Consider the following 17,892-nt stretch of genomic DNA (forward strand, 5'->3'; position numbering starts at 1 on the left):
TGGTATTGCCGGAAAAATGTGTTGGTAACCCTGGCAGGGTAGTTTGCATGAACGCGTTACACCCCATAATTTTCAGGGGTTGTTGAGGGTATAATACAACAAGATTTTTTTGGGGGTGTCCCTCGTACCTCGGGCCGGGCTATCCGCTGCAAGTCCTCACCACCTCCGCTAAGGCTGCGGTGGTTGCGGGCTTTCCGCTTCTATCCCTCACCCTAAGGTGTAACCTGTTCCTTCTTTCGCAGGCAAATTGTATAACAGTCTGTACTGCGTTTGCAGGACGGGCACAGCATTCTTCTGACAGAATTTAAAACTGGCCGCAGCCTGCTGTATATGGGCAATAGTTTTACCCAATTGTTTCCAATCGTTTTTTAACCGTTTACCGGGGGTAATAAATGGGATAATGCCTATCATTTTGCGAAAAATCCCGGGAGAAAAAATCGCGAAGTAGTTGTATAGAAAGGTGCTAAAATTTCCTTGCGTAGTTATACTATGTCTATATGGCAATGCACAGGTAAAGTACAAACTTAAATTGCCAAATCAAAGTGAAAACGGATATTTTTTTGTGAGTATTTTCAAAGCTATGGTGTAAACAAGATTTCAAAAAGCCATAAGGGAAACTTGTTTGTAAATGCTACCCTGCGGGCAAAGCCGCACAGCGAACAAGGCGTACAAGAGTGCGACGCAAGTAAAGCCTCATAGTGGTTCCTGCAGCCGGGTACATAAAATTCTTTTCTTGCCGCAGGCTGGGTACAATGGCTATAAACAAAAAAGGTGGCCTAAGCCACCCTTTCAGTTATTTTATTTCAAGCTGCAGGTTTATCTTTTTATTACCCTCCAAAAACTCTTTGTACTTATCTATTATCTCGGACGGTTGCTCCTTGCCATTGATGTAGAGCTTATTATCTTTTACTTCAACAGATACTTTATCATCACCGGTAAGACCATCTTTTTTCAGGGCTGCCAGTAACGCTTCGGCATCGTTGGCCGTGTTATCGGTTTTAAAAGTTAAAGAAGCATCTTTACCATCAATTTTCAGTTCAATTTTCTTTTCCGCAACATGTTCGCTGTTGCCTGTATGGTGTACCCGGGCCAGCGTGGGGGCAAGCACCAGCGATACGATAGACATCAGCTTGATCAATATGTTCATGCTGGGGCCGGAAGTATCTTTAAATGGGTCGCCAACGGTATCGCCGGTAACAGAGGCTTTGTGCGGCTCAGATTTTTTGTAATACATCTGGCCGTTAATGTCAACACCTTTTTCAAAAGATTTTTTGGCGTTGTCCCAGGCGCCGCCTGCATTGTTCTGGAACATGCCCATCAGCACACCGCTAACCGTTGCGCCGGCGAGGAAACCGCCCAGCGCTTCAGGCCCCAGCAGAAAACCGATTAATATGGGAGAAATAATGGCGATAGCGCCGGGCATCATCATTTTCTTAATAGATGCATCAGTAGAAATAGCCACACACTTATCGTATTCCGGTTTGCCGGTACCTTCCATAATGCCTGGAATACTGCGGAACTGGCGGCGTACTTCTTCCACCATGCTCATAGCTGCTTCTCCCACTGCACGAATGGCCAGGGACGAGAATATGAAAGGTATCATGCCGCCCACAAAAAGGCTGGCCAGTACTTTAGCTTTGTAAATGTCAATGCCGTCAATACCCGCAACACCCACAAACGCCGCGAATAATGCCAGCGCCGTTAAGGCAGCAGAGGCGATAGCAAAACCTTTACCGGTAGCCGCGGTGGTATTGCCCACGGCATCCAGCACATCGGTTTTTTCACGTACTTCTTTAGGCAGTTCGCTCATTTCGGCAATACCACCGGCATTATCGGCAATAGGGCCAAACGCGTCAATGGCCAGTTGCATGGCCGTGGTAGCCATCATACCTGCGGCGGCAATAGCTACACCATACAGGCCGGCACATTCGTAAGAGCCCCAGATACCACCTGCGAGTACCAGTATGGGCAGAAAAGTTGATTCCATACCTACTGCCAGGCCACCTATTACGTTGGTGGCGTGGCCTGTGCCCGACTGGCGGATGATGGAAAGCACAGGGCGTTTGCCCATAGCGGTATAATATTCTGTAATAATGCTCATTAAGGTACCCACAGCCAGGCCTACCACTATAGCGCCCATTACGCCATTTTGAGTAATGGCTTTAGCGGTTTCTTTTAACTCGCTGGTACCTGCTATAAAATCACGTTTCAGGTAAATGGCTTCTGGCGGAAGAATATAGTAAACCAGACCTGCGCTGGCAATGGCGGTAAGAACAATGGAACCCCAGTTACCCATGTTCAAGGCTTTCTGAACATTGTCTGTACTGATACCCGCCGCATCACTTACTTTAACGAAGAAGGTGCCTATGATAGAGAAAATAATACCGATGCCGGCAATAAGCATGGGCAGCAGAATGGGGGAGAGGCCGCCAAAGTTGTCGGTAGCTTTTATTTCAGCACCCAGCACCATAGTGGCGAGAACAGTGGCTACATAAGAGCCAAAAAGATCGGCGCCCATACCTGCTACATCTCCCACGTTATCGCCCACATTATCAGCGATGGTGGCCGGGTTGCGGGGATCGTCTTCAGGAATGCCGGCTTCCACCTTGCCTACCAGGTCAGCGCCTACATCGGCAGCTTTTGTGTAAATGCCGCCACCTACACGTGCAAACAGGGCAATTGATTCCGCACCCAGGGAAAAACCGGTAAGCACTTCTATGGCCCTGGTCATTTCTTTTTCATCAAACCCGCCTGTGGCAAGGGAAGGAACAAACACTTTCAGCAGTATCAAAAACAAGCCGCCGAGGCCCAGTACGGCCAAACCGGCAACACCAAGCCCCATAACCGAACCACCAGTAAAAGAAACTTTTAAAGCCTGCGCAAGGCTGGTGCGTGCCGCTTGTGCGGTACGTACGTTGGCCTTGGTGGCCACCTTCATGCCTATATACCCGGCAGTAGCGCTGGCAACGGCGCCTATAATAAACGATAACGCAATAAGCCAGTGAGAATCCGGGTTAGTATTGGCCATAACACCCAATAGCAGGGCCACAATAATTACGAAGTAGGAGAGTATTTTCCATTCGGCTTTTAAAAATGCCATAGCGCCCACAGCTATGTAATTGCTGATCTCTTTCATCCGGTCGCTGCCTGCATCCTGGCTGGAAACCCAGTTGAATTTTACCAGCGTATAAAGAAGGCCAATTACACCCATGAGCGGGACTGCATAAAACAACAGATTGTTCATAAGCAAGTATAACGTGATTAAATTATAAGGATGGCAAAAATAGGGGGTAAATTGATAAAATGTTAAAAAGCAGAAATTTAGATGTAACTAATGTATGCGTGTTACAAACAAGGGAAAGTTCTTCATTAAACAGGCTTACGTTGGCACGGTTATCGAAGATAACCTTTTGTTCACCGATTAAAAATGTTAAAAAGGGGCTTAAAATTAGTTTTGGTTTTAATTAGTTTTTAATTTTACCCCTGTTAACGATTCAGAAAAATATTTTATATAAAGATACTATCCATAGGGGTATGGATTGTTTATGAAGGGTTACAGAGAGGTTCATTCTTGAACCTCTTTTTTTATGCCATCCATCTGCAAGCCGCTGTGAATTATTCGTGTTGTTAACGTCAGCGTGCTTTTTTAGACTATTCTCAGGAAAATACCGAATAAAGCAGGTGCGCTGCATCCTGTTTTCACAAGCAGGTTAATGCGCCAAATCAGTAAAAATACTGGTTTAGATAATCTATCCGGGTCTGAAAAGCTGCCCAATGAACCAAACGATGAAAGGATTGCGACGCAACCGGGCCGCCATGAAAAACCGGACGCTGGTATCTATATTCTTTTCTTCCACAAAATCCCGGCTCATTAACCAACTGGAAAAGCTTGTTGCACTACTTGCATTTCTGAAAAATTATTACCATATTTAAAGTGATAAGATTGCTGCATTTGTGTCATGCCGCTACAGCCTCCTTAAAATAAACGCACATCTTTTATCGCCAATTCCCAACGTGAAAAATCACATTCATAAAGGTGTAAATACGCCTTGATGCAGGCTTTCAGGCAGCGTATGTTTGAAAGCGTACCCTGATTAAAACACCCGGAAAGCCGAAAAGGGGTTAAGAGTAGGCGCTTAAAAATGTTTGTATGACGGGTTCAGTAATCCTTGATGTGATTATAGGGCTTGTATTTATTTACCTGCTATACTCGCTGCTGGCAAGCATACTGCAGGAGTTTATAGCGGTTAAGCTCGCCTTTCGTTCCAAAATTTTAGAAAAGGCTATACTGCGCATGCTGGAAGATGGCAAAACCACGCACAAGTACCGTATTATTGACAGGTTTAAAGGTTTTGCCCACCTGCTGGGCCGCCCTAACCTGCTGAAAAACAAAAAAATAGCTTCCTGGTTTTATGCCCACCCCTTAATAAAATACCTGGGGGAGGACAACTTTTTCAGCAAGCCCGCTTATATCTCTTCCCGCAATTTCTCCAAAGTGCTAATTGACCTGCTGCACGGCCTGGATGGAAACAGCGAACTGCATGCCCTTAAAATAAAGCAGGCTATCGAAACCGGTACCATTGCCACGTTTGCGGTAGATACGGTTAACGAAAAAAGCAATCCTGCTATAGAGGCCATCAGTGCAGCAGGCATTGCCGCAAAAGAAAAAATAAATGAGGATACTACCCTGTTTCTGCAAAGCCTTTGGCGGGATGCTTCCGGCGATGTAAACAAATTCCGCACCCTGCTGGAACAATGGTTTGACGATACCATGGACCGTGCTACCGGCTGGTACAAGCGCTACACCAAATACCTGCTTTTTATTATAGGCTTAATCATCGCCATCGGTTTTAACCTGGACACTATTTCCATTGTAAAAAAACTTGCCCGCGACCCTAAGCTGAGGGAACAACTGGTAAACAACGCTTCTGCTTACATGAAGGAAAACCAGGACCTGGGCATGCGCATGCAGGCCATGCGTGAAAAGGGGTTGGACAGCACGGTAGAATTTCTTTCTATGCAGGCCAGTTACGATGATTTATCAAGGCGAAGCCGTGAACTTTCTGATTCTGCCAACAGCCTTATCAGGAAAGATATCAAGAACGTAAACGACCTGCTGGGCATGGGCTGGGATCATGGCTTTTTAAGAGGGGTTACCGGCAAAAGCATCATAGGCTGGCTTATAACAGCATTTGCATTATCGCTGGGGGCGCCCTTCTGGTACGACATGCTTAGCAAGCTAATGAAGGTTAAAAATTCCACCAGCAGCCGCACCGCTACCGATGGGCCGGCCGGCAGCAATACACCCGCCGCGGCGCCTGTAACCGTTCATGTTAACACTCAATCCGGCGAGGAGGCCGTAGGTTAAGTTATGGCACAGTTGATAGTAAAAGCCAACAAGCTAAACAAGCGAAGCAGCGTGCCCGCTTTTTTGCCCGATAATACCAACATAACCGGTGTTGTGCTTAAAAATTTTGTGTTCCAGGGAGATGAAGTGACCGTTGTTCCCAACCCGTCGCTCGGCAAATGGTACAAAGACCGCGACAACCAGTTCTACTGGGGCGGTGGCCTTAATGTTTTAGAGCCGGATGTTGATGACCAGGCCCCGGAACTGGTAACACCCGATAATGAAACCATGGAAAACGCGGTTATCAGCCCGGTTGTAAAGAAAAAGATTGAGCAGGTAATAAACGCTTTTGAAACAGGCAGTGCACAGGGCAACTACGCCACGCTGGTTAAATACCCCGATTATACTGACCCGGATACCGGCAACCGTATTGTGCAGGTAACATTTGGCCGTTCGCAAACCACAGAATTTGGCCATTTAAAAGCCCTTGTGCAGGATTATGTGGATAGCGGCGGCGCTTTCGCCACGGCGCTTAGCCCGTTTTTACCCCGTTTGGGCAAAAAGCCCAGCCTGGCCACCAACGATGAGTTTTGCAATGCGCTTAAAAATGCAGGTAAAAACGATCCGCTGATGAAAGTTTGCCAGGACAGGCTGTTCGATGCCAAATATTACCAGCCTGCCTATAAGTGGTTTTCTGTAAATGGCTTTACCCTGCCGCTTAGCCTGCTTACCATTTACGACAGCATTATACATTCGGGCAGCATTCTTGGTTTTTTGCGTAAGCGTTTTAACACGGTTGTGCCTGCCAGCGGCGGTAACGAAAAAGAGTGGATAACCAACTACATCAATGCACGCAATAGCTGGCTGGCCAACCATAGCAGTACGCTATTGCAAAAAACGGTGTACCGCACCAAATGCCTGCAGCAGCAGGCGCAACAGCAAAACTGGAATTTAAGCGCCCCGGTAAATGCCAACGGAATAACCATCAGTTAGAATTTTTTTGGGCCCGGCATTAGGAACTATTATGAGGCTTTGCTTGCGTCGCACTCTTGTACTGTTGGATTCTTTACGCAGCTTTTCTCACCGGGTAGGCTTGTTCCTGCCGCCTTCGGCGCCAGGAACTTGTTTGAAGGCTCGTGGCACATGTTTCTGCCGCCCCTGGCGTCAGAAACTTTTTAGGGATTGCGTTTATTCATCAGCATTCTTGAACTTAAAATAAAACAAACTATGCCAAACAAGTATGCACTATGCATCGGTATCAACAATTATCCGGGTACCGGCAGCGACCTTTCCGGTTGCGTAAACGATGCGAACGATTGGGGTGATATTCTGGCCCAGCGGGGTTTTACGGTTCAAAAAATACTGGACAAATCTGCCAAACGGCAGTCCATGCTAACCGCCATACAGGCTGTAATAGACAAAGCTCACAAAGGCGACAGTGTTGTACTGCAGTACTCCGGTCATGGCAGCTACGTGCCTGATGAAGATGGTGATGAGCCCGACGGTACGGATGAATGCCTTTGCCCTTATGACATCAATACCAAAGGGCCCATTACCGATGATGAACTGTTTGATATATTCAGCTCAAAGGAAAAAGGCGTAAAGCTGGTAATGATATCCGATTCCTGCCATTCAGGTACGGTAGCCAGGTTTGCGCCGGGTATACTCGCCGGCCCCAAGGAAAAAAATGCGCAGGTTAGAAAGGTAAAGTTTCTGCCACCTGCCACTTTTTTAGCGCCGAAAGAAATAAACAAGCTGGGCATTACCCGCAGCCAGCGCCGCTCATCGCCGCCCGGGCGTTATGGCGCTTTGCTCATGGCCGGCTGCCAGGATACGGAGTACAGTTATGATGCTTACTTCAATGGCCGGCCCAATGGTGCTTTCAGTTTTGCCGCACTCGCCACGTTAAAACAACTAAAACCCACGGCCACTTACGGTGAATGGTTTAAGGCCATCCGCAAAATATTACCCACACAGTTATACCCGCAAACGCCCAACCTCTTTGGTAGCGCCAGCATGAAGAAATGGAAAGTATTTGCATAGCAGTCTTAACTGGATTTTTCTAAACAGCCGCAGGATGAAACTCTGCGGCTGTTTTTGTTTTGGGGCGGAAGCAAGGGGGATTTAACGGTAAGTGAAGAAGGAAAAACCTGGCTCGAAATGCGTGATTTCGATAGTTGCTTCAAGAAAGCATAACAATAGCTTTGTTGCTTTAAATGATTTAAGATGTACTCAAGTTTTAAAACTAAACTCAATATGAAAAGCGTAACTCTTTTTCTTTTGTTGCTAACTGTAACGGCCTTTTCTTTTTCGCAAAATGTACCTGGTCCATATAATGGAAACTCTTTTGTTGATTTAACGGAGAAAAGGAGCAAGCTGCTCGCCGAAATTCCCGAATTGCAAAATCAAATAGCCGCACTTGGATACATGGCAGATACAATGGACATACAAAATGCAATTGCAGACTATAACAATGGCATTGAATATTATGAGGCTGAACTTAAAAAAAAGAAAGAAGGAGACACTTCAATTGCCATGTTGCAAGGCTATATAAGAAGGTACCGGGATTTAATAAAAGAAGCAAATATTAAAATTGAGAACGCAAAAAAATTATCAGTTCAAAAAGATTTTCTGGTAAAAAGATCGGATACGGCAAAAGCGTTGTTAAGTGATACCGAATACAAACTAAACCAATTAATGATCCCGAAAATATCCCAACAAAATTTTTTGTTTTGGGCAAGTATGGCTTTTGTGCTTTTGATGGGAGTTCTTTTATTGATTTTTTTCTTTGTGGTTAGGAGAGATGAAAAAGTTAGATTTTCCATTTTTGGATCCGATTCGGGATTGCAATTTGTTAGTTTGTTTAGTATAGTCATAGCCATCATTATATTTGGGCTTACCGGTATTTTAGAAGGGAAAGAATTATCGGCTTTACTTGGCTCTGTAGCAGGCTATATTTTGGGCAAGGCTAAATTTTCAGGCAAAGAGGTAGATGGTTCTCCTAAACCTTCTGACGGCAATACCCGCCCTAATCCACAGGTTCCAGTACCGGCACCAGCCCCAATCCCGGCCGCAACACCAACGCCATAAAACCGTAAGATTGCAAGGCAGTTTGTTGATAAACAAGCAATAACATCCAAACCTAACGTTAGCAATGTTTATCAGCTTAATATAGGGGGGCTTATACCGGTTTAAGAGAAACTTTACCCCTCCTTTCCAGCCACGATGTAAAAACCTTGTAAAAAACAGCCAGTATAATAGCCCCCTTAAACATGCCTGTAAAGCCCCAGGCTACCATGCCGCCGATAACGCCCAGGAACAACACGAGAAACGGCAGTTTGCCGCTGCGGGCTATAAGAACAGGTTTAAGGATACTGTCTATCACCATTACTATAACGGTGTAAACAGCAATAAAGATGGCCCAGCCGGTATGGCCCTGCGCAATCATCCAGATAATCAACGGTATCCATACTACCAGCGGGCCTACCTGTATTAACACCAGGAAGAAGATTAAAGCCGCTAAAGCCAGTGCGAATGGTATGCCCGCTATAACCAGCCCAACCCAGGAAATGAGCGCTGCAATAAATGCCGTGCCCATAACGCCAACCGCTACACCCCTTACAGCCTGCCCTGCCGTGTTTATAAGCGCATCACCATCATTATTGCCTAACAAATGCTCAATAGCGGAACGTACCGGCAGCAACATTTTTTCTCCCCCGGCTAAAAAAATGGCCGATACAATAATGCCCGCTACAAACTGTATGGTTACACCTGCTACACCGGCGCCGGTGGTTAGTATGTGCTGTAAAGCCATTTTTATCTGTGTTTCATGCAAAGCGATCGTTTCCCTGGGGTGGTCTTTTACCTGCTGCCAAAAGTCAGCAGCCTGTGTTCCTATCAACGGCATATCCGATGCCCAGGCCGGCAGCGGGGGAACGCCATTGTTTTTAACATCGGTTACAAATTGGGTAACGTCCTTAACATGATGGCTTAATGCGGATATGATGTAAATAAACGGCAAGGCGATAACCGTGGTTAATACAACCGAGTAAATAACCGCTGCCAGTTTCCTGCGTTGTTTAAGCAGCTTTACCAGTTTCTCAAACAATCCGGCAAACGAAACTGAAAAAATAATGGCGAAAGTAAATATGCCAAAAAATACCCTTAATACATTGTAAATGGCAAACATAAGGGCCAGAAGTAACAGAAGCACAAGTACGGTTTCGATAACATTGCGGGAGGATGGGGATTGTGGGGTATTCATAAAGTTGTTTAAAGGTGACGAATGGTAACCTTATAAATTTATGGGTTTCGGGGCAAACATTCATGGGGCTTTTTAACTTCTCACAGAAGGGTAAAGCGATTTTTCAATAGGATTGTTCTGCAGGCTGCCTGTAAAGAAATACGCACTTGCACTTTTGGGTGAGGGATTGAAACGGTTACCCCGGTGAAGGTGTTGTGCACCGGCCCTGTGCCGGAGTAATAGTGGAAAGCCCGGCCCCTTGCGATAGCTTGGGGACACCCCCATAAAAATTCGTTCGTTGCTGAATACATAGGTATGGCTGTTATTAGGCAGCTTTATTTTACCTTAAAAAAGATGATTGTTTGCTGTATGTGAAACCCGCCTGGCTTAACTTGCGTTTATCCGAGAGTGTAATACCGTATGCGTATTGCGTAATATTAAGGTATAAACCAAAATCCAGTATCCATGTTACAGCCCCACAAATTGTTCGGCAATTTTTTTGATGACCCCAGGATTGCCGATACCCGCCTTAGAAATTTTTCCATTGATGTATTGGCCCAGTTAAGCAAGGCTAACGGCACAGGCGATTATACAAGGCTCATTAACCAGCTTATACCGGTGATTAATGAGTTTAGCAGCCAGTTGGCCGAAACAGAAAACGCTTTAATGCCACGAAAACTGGCAGCCAGGCAGATTGATGAAATAATTGCCGGCTTTAAAAGCACGATGAATGTGCTGAGAGACATGATTAACCAAATGCCTGAAAGCGACGCGGTGGAATTGATGAAAGCATTTTATCCCCGGGGCGTTGAAGAGTATGCCGCATCTACCACAATACGCATACCTGTATTGTTGAAACGTGTAGGCAAACTGGCCGCCATGTACAGGAACCTGTTAGGGGATAATATGGCGCTAAAGCTACTGCACTTTGAAAGTGCATGGGCAGAAGCTTATGACAACCGGCTTAAAGCAAAAGAACCATTTACAGGATTAAAGGAGGGCCGTTTTCCCGCAAGGGAACAGCTTGAAAAAACATTGCTCGTTACCATGCATGCCATTGGCCAGAAATTCCCGGGCAACCTTTTGCATTGCATGAGTTTCTTCAACTTCAGCCTGCTGTTTCCCCCACAGGCCCACATGGAAAAAAACGTAACGGCGCCGGTAAAAGAAAAAACGGTTGCCTGATACAAACAAGCCCGGCAAAGTGGTGCCGGGCTTGTTTTTTATATAACAGCTAATCAAAGTGTCTTTAAGCTGGTTTCTATAATTGCCACACTTTCTTTTACCTCTTCTTCTGTAATAAGAAGGGGTGGCGCCAGCCGTATCTTGTCGCCGTGGGTTGGTTTGGCCAGCAGGCCATTTTCTTTCATGGCCAGGCAAAGCTGCCAGGCTGCGTCGCTGTTAGCATGCTCTATTATAATGGCATTCAGCAACCCCTTGCCACGTATTTGTTTTATAAAGGGCGATTGCAGTTTTGCCAGCTCCTGCCGCAACAGTTGGCCCATAAGTTCTGCGTTGGCCATCATGTTTTCATCCTTCAGCACCTGTAAAGATGCGATGGCTACGGCGCAGGCCAGGGGGTTACCGCCGTAGGTAGAGCCATGCTCGCCGGGCTTAATGTTAAGCATAATGTCATCATCTGCCAGCACCGCACTTACAGGTAATGTGCCGCCGCTTAGGGCCTTGCCGAGAATCAATATGTCCGGCCGCACGTTTTCATGATCGCAGGCCAGCATTTTTCCGGTGCGTGCAAGGCCTGTTTGTATTTCATCCGCAATAAACAGCACATTGTATTCCGTGCACAAATTTCTTATCGCCGCCAGGTATCCATCATCGGGCACCAGCACACCGGCCTCTCCCTGTATGGGTTCTACCAATATTGCCGCTACATTTTTATCCTGGAAGGCTTGTTCAATAGCCGTGGCGCTATTATATGCCACTACTTCAAAGCCGGGCATATAAGGGCCAAAACTGCCGTAAGCAGAAGGGTCTGTACTAAAAGATATCACCGTACTTGTACGACCATGAAAATTGCCTTCGCAAACAACAATGCGGGCTTGTTTATCAGGTATGCCTTTTACGGCATAACCCCAGCGCCGGGCCAGTTTAATTGCCGTTTCTACAGCCTCTACACCGGTGTTCATGGGCAGCACTTTGTCGTAACCAAAATAACCGGTTATGTATTGGGCATATTCACCCAAAAGGTTACTGTGAAAGGCCCGGGAAGTAAGGGTTAGCTTTTGTGCCTGCTTTACCAGCGCATCTACAATGCGGGGATGGCAGTGGCCCTGGTTTACGGCAGAGTAACCGCTTAAAAAATCAAAATATCTGTTACCGTCAACATCGTATAAAAAAACACCTTCGCCCTTTTCCAGTACTACCGGCAGGGGGTGGTAATTGTGTGCGCCATACTGCTCTTCCAGGTGCAGGTAATGGCTTGTCTGTTCAGACAAAGTATGGGTAAGCATAACTGTTCTCAATTAAATTGTAATAATAAAATAGTGATACGAATGGGAGTGATTGGCGAATAACGCCGGCATTACTTTCCCCTGAAGGGATGGTCGAGAAAGTCAAGGTTTTGCCGTAGAAATTTCATTTCGCATTTTATTGTGCTGCAATATAAGTAAGATTAGGCAGTACCGCAAGCGGTAGTTTCTACAGGGCTTACAGTACAGCCTGTTTTATTTGGGCTGAGCGTGTGTATGACTTTTCTTTGCCTTATAAGGGTTGTGTGCTGCAGCAATAAGATTTTTTGGGGGGTGTCCCTCGTGCCTCGGGCCGGGCTTTCCGCTATTACTCCGGCACAGAGGCTCTGCTGCGATGGCCTCACCGGGGTAACCGCTGCAATCCCTCACCCGAAAGTGCAACACGCCGCTGGTTTCGCGGGCAGGGTTTATACAAAGCAAAAAAGAACATAACAACCCTGCTGTCACCCTATGTTGAAACTTACGATGTAAAACATCCGAAAATTGAATTTATGATGCAATACCTGAAAACGCTGTTGTTTACCGCTTTTATTGCTTGCAGTACGATAGCAACTTTTGCGCAAGCAGGCAAACCCAACATTATACTTATTGTTGCAGATGACCTTGGCTATGGCGATCTTGGCTGCTATGGCCAGCAAAAAATACATACGCCCCACCTTGACGGCATGGCCCGCCAGGGCATGCGGTTTACAAGGTTTTATGCAGGCACCAGCGTATGTGCCCCATCCCGCGCCAGCCTTTTAACGGGGCTGCATACCGGCCACACATCTGTAAGGGGTAACCGGGAAATGCAGCCTGAGGGCCAGTTTCCACTGGCCGCGAATACACCCACCATTGCAGAACTGCTTAAGCAAGCTGGCTATGTTACAGCGGCCTTTGGCAAATGGGGGCTTGGCTTTCCCGGCTCGCCGGCAACGCCAGTTAAAAAGGGGTTTGATATGTTCTTCGGTTACAACTGCCAGGCACAGGCGCATAACTATCTTCCGGATCATGTATGGGATAACGATAACCGTGTAGAACTGCCTGGTAACATGCATGCAGATTCAGTTTACGCCAGCGACCTTATTCACAGGAAGACATTATCTTTTTTGCGGCAGCAGGGCAGCCAACCCTTCTTTTTGTTCCTGCCTTATACGTTGCCGCATGCTGCCCTTTCAGTTCCGCACGACAGTGTGTATAACAGCTACGTAAAAAAGTTTAACGAGCAGGCTGTACCAATTAATAAAGCAGCACACTATAAAGAAGATGAATATCCTCACGCTGCTTTTGCCGCAATGGTTACCAGGCTGGACGCTTATGTAGGTGAGATTATGCAAGCCGTAAAAAATGCAGGCCTTGCAGATAATACACTTATACTTTTTACCAGCGATAATGGTCCCCATAAAGAAGGCGGTGCAGACCCTGATTTTTTTGCCAGCAGCGGCGGCCTGCGCGGCATTAAACGGGATTTGTATGAAGGCGGCATTCGTGTACCCATGCTGGCTGTATGGAATGGTAAGATAAAGCCCAACACGGTTAACAAAGAACCGCTGGCAGCCTGGGATTTATTACCTGCTTTTTGCGAACTGGCAGGCCAACCTGCGCCACAGGGTATAGATGGCATTTCAATGCTGCCGCAATTAACCGGCGCTGTTCCGCAACTAAAACATGAATACCTGTACTGGGAGTTTCATGAAGGTGGTGGCAGGCAGGCGGTATTATGGGGCAAATGGAAAGCGGTAAAGCTTAATGTAAGCAAGATGGATAACCCGGTTATAGAGCTGTACAACCTGGATGCAGACCCCGCCGAGCAACATAATGTAGCTGCACAACACCCGGAAATAGTGAGCAGGCTTAACAGCATTATTCAACAGGCGCATGTATATGATAAAGAGTGGCCGCTGTTAAAAACTGAAAAATAAAAACATGCAATTGCTTTAGCCTGGTTGTGCTTCAATCCCTCGCCAATGGCATACCCCAGCCCTTTGAATTTAATGATGCGGCACTATCTGCCATGCGGGCAAAGCTTCATAGCAATCCATAGATGAATGGCTGCCGGATTGAAGCGGAAAGCCCGCAACCACCGTAGCTTTAGCGGAGGTGGTGAGGACTTGCAGCGGAAAGCCGGAACTGTAGCCCCAACAAAGAACAGGAAGCAGAAAGCCCCAAAATGCTGCCTGCTTAAAGCTTGCAGAATTTTGGGGCAAACAAAAAATGATGCAACTGAAAATGTGCCGCGTTTGGTTGTTAACTGTCTTTCTTTTTGATGCTGCTGCCGCCACTGGCATCTACGCTGGTGATAACGCCGTTGCCTTTGTAATGTATGATGCTGCCGCCGCTGGCATCGGCCTTAAGGTCTTTGTTGATGGTGATGTTTACAATGCTGCCGCCGCTGGCATCAACGCGGCAGGTATTTACAGTAATATCGTAGTCTTTAAAAATACTGCCGCCACTGGCTTCAATGTTAGCTACATCGTAGCTGCCTTCTACTTTGGCAATGCTGCCACCGCTAAGCTCTATATTAAGGGTAGTGCCGGTAAACTTACCTTCTATAATGCTGCCGCCACTCATGTCAACAGAAAGCTCGCTGGTTTTAATAGGGTCTGCCGCTTTAATAATAGAGCCGCCGCCGCCATCTAATGATTTTAATTCTGTAACGGTAACGTAGGCCCTCAGTTTTTTGTTGCCCCAGTTCCAGCCGTTCCAAAAGCCATTGTCAACATAAATTTTAAGAACACCGTTCTTTACTTCGGTTTTTATTTTGGCGGTGTATTTTTCTTCGCCGGCGCTTACGGCAACCGCCTGTTCGGTGCCCTGGCTAAGGTACAGGTTAATGCCGCCGCCTATGTCAACACCCGTAAATGCGGGTACTTTTCTTACTTCGGCATTGGCATCGTAAACAAGGTTTTGGGCTTGCGTAACTGTTGTTGCTATTGCTATGCAGGCAAACAGTGCTATTATTTTTTTCATAACTGCGGGTAATTTTATGCTGCTTAAAACGTAACAAATCTAAAAAGGTTACAGTCAATTTAAAATTTCTGTTGTTATTTTGCCGCTTATTGTTCAATGTTTGTTTGTTCAGTGTTTAATGTTGTTGGCAGGCCTGCCAACATTGAATACTGAGCTACAAACGGTTAAACAATCCTCGGGGTGCTTCCAACACGGAGGCTGAGATTACACCCGTAGAACCTGAACAGGGTAATTCCTGCGAAGGGAAAGGCGAACTTCCTTGTGTATTGTCCTCTCCATTAGCATTATCCCTGTTCCCAAAATTATTAACAGGAAAAAATCAGAACATGAAGAAATTTTTGGGAACATGCACATTATTATGCATTGTATTGATTACCAGCGCCCAGTACTCTATTAAAGGAACTGTAAGTGGCAAACAGAACCAGCCGCTGAAAGATGTATCGGTAACATTAAAGCCTGTAACCGGCCGGCAGCTTGCCACCGTTACCGGTGATGGCGGCATTTTTAGCTTTACCAACCTGCCGGATAAGCTTTCCGGCACGCTGGTATTTGAATTTGTGGGCAAAAAAAGGCTGGAACAGCATTTTACCATCAGTGGCAGCAACTTTACTGCCGATGCCTTGCTGGAAGACAATAATTACTTTTTGGAACCATTGGAAATAAAGGCTGTAAGGGCATCTGACAAAGCGCCTTTTACCAAGGTTAACTTATCCAAAACCGATATTGAAAAAAACAATTTTGGGCAGGATTTACCCTTTGTGCTTAACCAAACCCCGTCTGTAGTTGTTAACTCAGATGCAGGCAACGGCGTTGGCTATACCGGCATACGCATAAGGGGAACGGATGGTACCCGTATAAACGTAACGCTTAACGGCATACCGTACAATGATGCGGAGAGCCACGGCAGTTTTTTTGTAGACATGCCGGACTTTACCTCGTCTGTTAACTCCATTCAAATACAGCGGGGCGTGGGTACATCTACCAATGGCGCCGGCGCTTTTGGGGCTACTATAAACCTAAGTACCAACGAGTTTAATGAAAAACCCTATGGCGAAATAAACAACAGCTATGGCTCTTTCAGTACGTGGAAGAATACGGTAAAGGCGGGCAGCGGCCTGATTGACGATCATTTTACAGTTGACGTCCGCCTTAGCAGGCTTTCCAGCGATGGTTATATAGAGCGTGCCAGCAGCAACCTGCAGTCTTTTTATTTTTCCGGCGCCTATACGGCAAAAAAGACATCTGTGCGCTTCAACATTTTTTCCGGTAAAGAAAAAACTTACCAGGCTTGGAACGGCGTACCGGAAAGTATGCTGGCTACCAACCGCAGGTATAACTCCCTGGGTATGGAAAAACCGGGAACGCCTTACAGCGACCAAACGGATAATTACGTACAAACGCATTACCAGCTCTTTCTAAACCAGGCCATCAGCGACCATCTTTCTTTAAACCTGGCTTCTTTTTTAACAAGGGGAAAGGGGTATTACGAAGAATATAAAGCAGGGGAATCTTTTGCCGACTACAACCTGCCAAATTTTGTGACGGATAAAGATACCATTACCCATACAGACCTTGTACGCCGCCGCTGGCTGGACAACTATTATTACGGCCAGGTAGTATCGCTGCAATACAAAAAGAACAACGATGAGCTAACGTTTGGCGGCGGCTGGACGCAATACGACGGCAAGCATTACGGGCAGGTTATCTGGGCCCAGGCAGGCGTACCATCAGAGTATGAATATTACAGGTTTCCGGCAACCAAAAAAGATATGAACATATATGCCAAATGGTTGCACAGCTTTAGCAGCGGGTTAAGCATTTTTGCCGATATGCAATACCGCCGCGTAATGCATGAAATGTTGGGCTTTGCTGACAACCCGCAACTGAACATCAAAAGAACTTTTGGTTTTGTAAACCCCAAGGCCGGCATTAGTTACTCACGCAATGGATGGAACGCTTACCTAAGCTATGCCATGGCTAATAAAGAGCCTAACAGGAACGACTTTGAAGCAGGCGCCACACAGCAGCCGGATAAAGAAACCCTGCACGATTTTGAGCTGGCCGTAGAGAAAAAATACAACAGGTATAGCTGGGGCGCCACGCTTTACTACATGCTGTATAATAACCAGCTTGTGCAAACGGGAAAGATTAACGATGTGGGCGCTTACACCCGTATTAATGTGCCCAATAGTTACCGGCTGGGTATAGAACTGCAGGCCGGCGTTAAGGTTACAGACTGGCTTAATGCAAGCGCAGGCGCCACTTTTAGCCGCAACAAGATTAAAGCCTTTGATGAATTTGTAGATGATTACGATAACGGCGGCCAGTTGGCCAAAGCACACCGTAATACTGATATTTCTTTTTCACCTTCCGTTATTGCCAACGGGGCGGTTAACATTATACCTGTAAAAAATTCGGAGATAAGTTTCATCAGCAAGTACGTTGGGCGGCAGTACATGGATAATACGCAGGACAAATCCCGCAGCCTGAGCGATTACTACGTGCAGGATATAAGGGCTGCTTATACATTCAGAAGAATTATTTTTAGGGAGTGGAGCATTGCAGCGCAGGTAAACAACGTTTTTAGCAGAAAGTATGAGCCCAACGGGTACACCTTCAGCTATCTATATGAATCTAAGCTGGCTACGGAAAATTATTATTTTCCTATGGCGGGCACCAACTACATGGTTGCACTGAATATAAAGTTATGATTGGGCGGGCGTGTCCCCAAGCTATCGCAAGGGGCCGGGCTTTCCGCTCATACTCCGGCACAGGGCCTGCACACAAGGCTTCACCGGGGGAACTGCGTTCGCAACCATCGCCAAAGCAACTAAACGTTGCTTTGGCTTGGTTGCGCTTCAATCCCT

The 17,892-nt window shown here is 46.4% G+C and carries 12 protein-coding genes and 1 riboswitch; of the genes, 8 read left to right on the top strand and 4 right to left on the bottom strand.

Going from position 1 to position 17,892, the window contains the following annotated elements:
• Positions 1 to 793 precede the first annotated feature (793 nt).
• Positions 794 to 3,244 (bottom strand): sodium-translocating pyrophosphatase, encoded by a 2,451-nt coding sequence (locus tag F0364_RS19045; RefSeq protein WP_153799394.1) that lies wholly within the window; start codon positions 3,242 to 3,244, stop codon positions 794 to 796.
• A gap of 530 nt (positions 3,245 to 3,774) precedes the next feature.
• Here F0364_RS19045 and F0364_RS19050 point away from each other — a divergent pair.
• The 5 genes from F0364_RS19050 to F0364_RS19070 all read left to right on the top strand — a co-directional run bounded on the left by F0364_RS19050 (position 3,775) and on the right by F0364_RS19070 (position 8,437).
• The gene (locus tag F0364_RS19050) at positions 3,775 to 3,933 is read left to right on the top strand and encodes a hypothetical protein (RefSeq protein WP_153799395.1); all 159 of its coding nucleotides are present in this window, start codon (positions 3,775 to 3,777) and stop codon (positions 3,931 to 3,933) included.
• A gap of 217 nt (positions 3,934 to 4,150) precedes the next feature.
• Complete coding sequence (locus F0364_RS19055; protein WP_153799396.1) at positions 4,151 to 5,368, top strand: hypothetical protein; 1,218 nt, start codon at positions 4,151 to 4,153, stop codon at positions 5,366 to 5,368.
• Positions 5,369 to 5,371: 3 nt separating this feature from the next.
• Positions 5,372 to 6,340, top strand: a complete 969-nt coding sequence (locus F0364_RS19060) for a chitosanase (protein ID WP_207632765.1) — start codon at positions 5,372 to 5,374, stop codon at positions 6,338 to 6,340.
• Between the two features lie 234 nt (positions 6,341 to 6,574).
• Positions 6,575 to 7,390, top strand: a complete 816-nt coding sequence (locus tag F0364_RS19065; protein ID WP_153799397.1) for a caspase family protein — start codon at positions 6,575 to 6,577, stop codon at positions 7,388 to 7,390.
• Positions 7,391 to 7,603: 213 nt separating this feature from the next.
• Positions 7,604 to 8,437 carry a hypothetical protein gene (locus F0364_RS19070; RefSeq protein ID WP_153799398.1) on the top strand — a complete coding sequence of 278 codons (834 nt, stop codon included), beginning with the start codon at positions 7,604 to 7,606 and terminating at the stop codon, positions 8,435 to 8,437.
• 91 nt (positions 8,438 to 8,528) lie between these two features.
• Here the strand turns inward: F0364_RS19070 and F0364_RS19075 are convergent, their stop codons facing one another.
• Positions 8,529 to 9,611, bottom strand: a complete 1,083-nt coding sequence (locus F0364_RS19075; protein WP_153799399.1) for an AI-2E family transporter — start codon at positions 9,609 to 9,611, stop codon at positions 8,529 to 8,531.
• 444 nt (positions 9,612 to 10,055) lie between these two features.
• On the opposite strand from F0364_RS19075, the gene F0364_RS19080 reads away from it, so the two are divergent.
• On the top strand, positions 10,056 to 10,775 hold the full coding sequence (locus F0364_RS19080; protein ID WP_153799400.1) for a hypothetical protein: 720 nt from the start codon (positions 10,056 to 10,058) through the stop codon (positions 10,773 to 10,775).
• A 53-nt stretch (positions 10,776 to 10,828) separates the two neighbouring features.
• On the opposite strand, the gene rocD is transcribed toward F0364_RS19080, so the two are convergent.
• Positions 10,829 to 12,058, bottom strand: a complete 1,230-nt coding sequence (gene rocD, locus F0364_RS19085) for an ornithine--oxo-acid transaminase (protein ID WP_153799401.1) — start codon at positions 12,056 to 12,058, stop codon at positions 10,829 to 10,831.
• Positions 12,059 to 12,567: 509 nt separating this feature from the next.
• On the opposite strand from rocD, the gene F0364_RS19090 reads away from it, so the two are divergent.
• Positions 12,568 to 13,977 (top strand): arylsulfatase, encoded by a 1,410-nt coding sequence (locus tag F0364_RS19090; RefSeq protein WP_153799402.1) that lies wholly within the window; start codon positions 12,568 to 12,570, stop codon positions 13,975 to 13,977.
• Positions 13,978 to 14,302: 325 nt separating this feature from the next.
• Here F0364_RS19090 and F0364_RS19095 read toward each other — a convergent pair whose 3' ends face one another.
• Complete coding sequence (locus F0364_RS19095; RefSeq protein WP_153799403.1) at positions 14,303 to 15,025, bottom strand: head GIN domain-containing protein; 723 nt, start codon at positions 15,023 to 15,025, stop codon at positions 14,303 to 14,305.
• A 166-nt stretch (positions 15,026 to 15,191) separates the two neighbouring features.
• Positions 15,192 to 15,288, top strand: a riboswitch (TPP riboswitch).
• 63 nt (positions 15,289 to 15,351) lie between these two features.
• On the opposite strand from F0364_RS19095, the gene F0364_RS19100 reads away from it, so the two are divergent.
• On the top strand, positions 15,352 to 17,736 hold the full coding sequence (locus tag F0364_RS19100) for a TonB-dependent receptor (protein WP_153799404.1): 2,385 nt from the start codon (positions 15,352 to 15,354) through the stop codon (positions 17,734 to 17,736).
• Positions 17,737 to 17,892: the final 156 nt, after the last annotated feature.

This window comes from Foetidibacter luteolus (assembly GCF_009650435.1).
Lineage (GTDB): Bacteria > Bacteroidota > Bacteroidia > Chitinophagales > Chitinophagaceae > Foetidibacter > Foetidibacter luteolus.

What these genes read in the sequence shown, in the direction of transcription:
- F0364_RS19045 (WP_153799394.1), bottom strand. Translation starts at nt 3,244, where the DNA reads ATGAACAATCTGTTGTTTTATGCAGTCCCGCTCATGGGTGTAATTGGC.
- F0364_RS19050 (WP_153799395.1), top strand. Translation starts at nt 3,775, where the DNA reads ATGAACCAAACGATGAAAGGATTGCGACGCAACCGGGCCGCCATGAAA.
- F0364_RS19055 (WP_153799396.1), top strand. Translation starts at nt 4,151, where the DNA reads ATGACGGGTTCAGTAATCCTTGATGTGATTATAGGGCTTGTATTTATT.
- F0364_RS19060 (WP_207632765.1), top strand. Translation starts at nt 5,372, where the DNA reads ATGGCACAGTTGATAGTAAAAGCCAACAAGCTAAACAAGCGAAGCAGC.
- F0364_RS19065 (WP_153799397.1), top strand. Translation starts at nt 6,575, where the DNA reads ATGCCAAACAAGTATGCACTATGCATCGGTATCAACAATTATCCGGGT.
- F0364_RS19070 (WP_153799398.1), top strand. Translation starts at nt 7,604, where the DNA reads ATGAAAAGCGTAACTCTTTTTCTTTTGTTGCTAACTGTAACGGCCTTT.
- F0364_RS19075 (WP_153799399.1), bottom strand. Translation starts at nt 9,611, where the DNA reads ATGAATACCCCACAATCCCCATCCTCCCGCAATGTTATCGAAACCGTA.
- F0364_RS19080 (WP_153799400.1), top strand. Translation starts at nt 10,056, where the DNA reads ATGTTACAGCCCCACAAATTGTTCGGCAATTTTTTTGATGACCCCAGG.
- rocD (WP_153799401.1), bottom strand. Translation starts at nt 12,058, where the DNA reads ATGCTTACCCATACTTTGTCTGAACAGACAAGCCATTACCTGCACCTG.
- F0364_RS19090 (WP_153799402.1), top strand. Translation starts at nt 12,568, where the DNA reads ATGATGCAATACCTGAAAACGCTGTTGTTTACCGCTTTTATTGCTTGC.
- F0364_RS19095 (WP_153799403.1), bottom strand. Translation starts at nt 15,025, where the DNA reads ATGAAAAAAATAATAGCACTGTTTGCCTGCATAGCAATAGCAACAACA.
- F0364_RS19100 (WP_153799404.1), top strand. Translation starts at nt 15,352, where the DNA reads ATGAAGAAATTTTTGGGAACATGCACATTATTATGCATTGTATTGATT.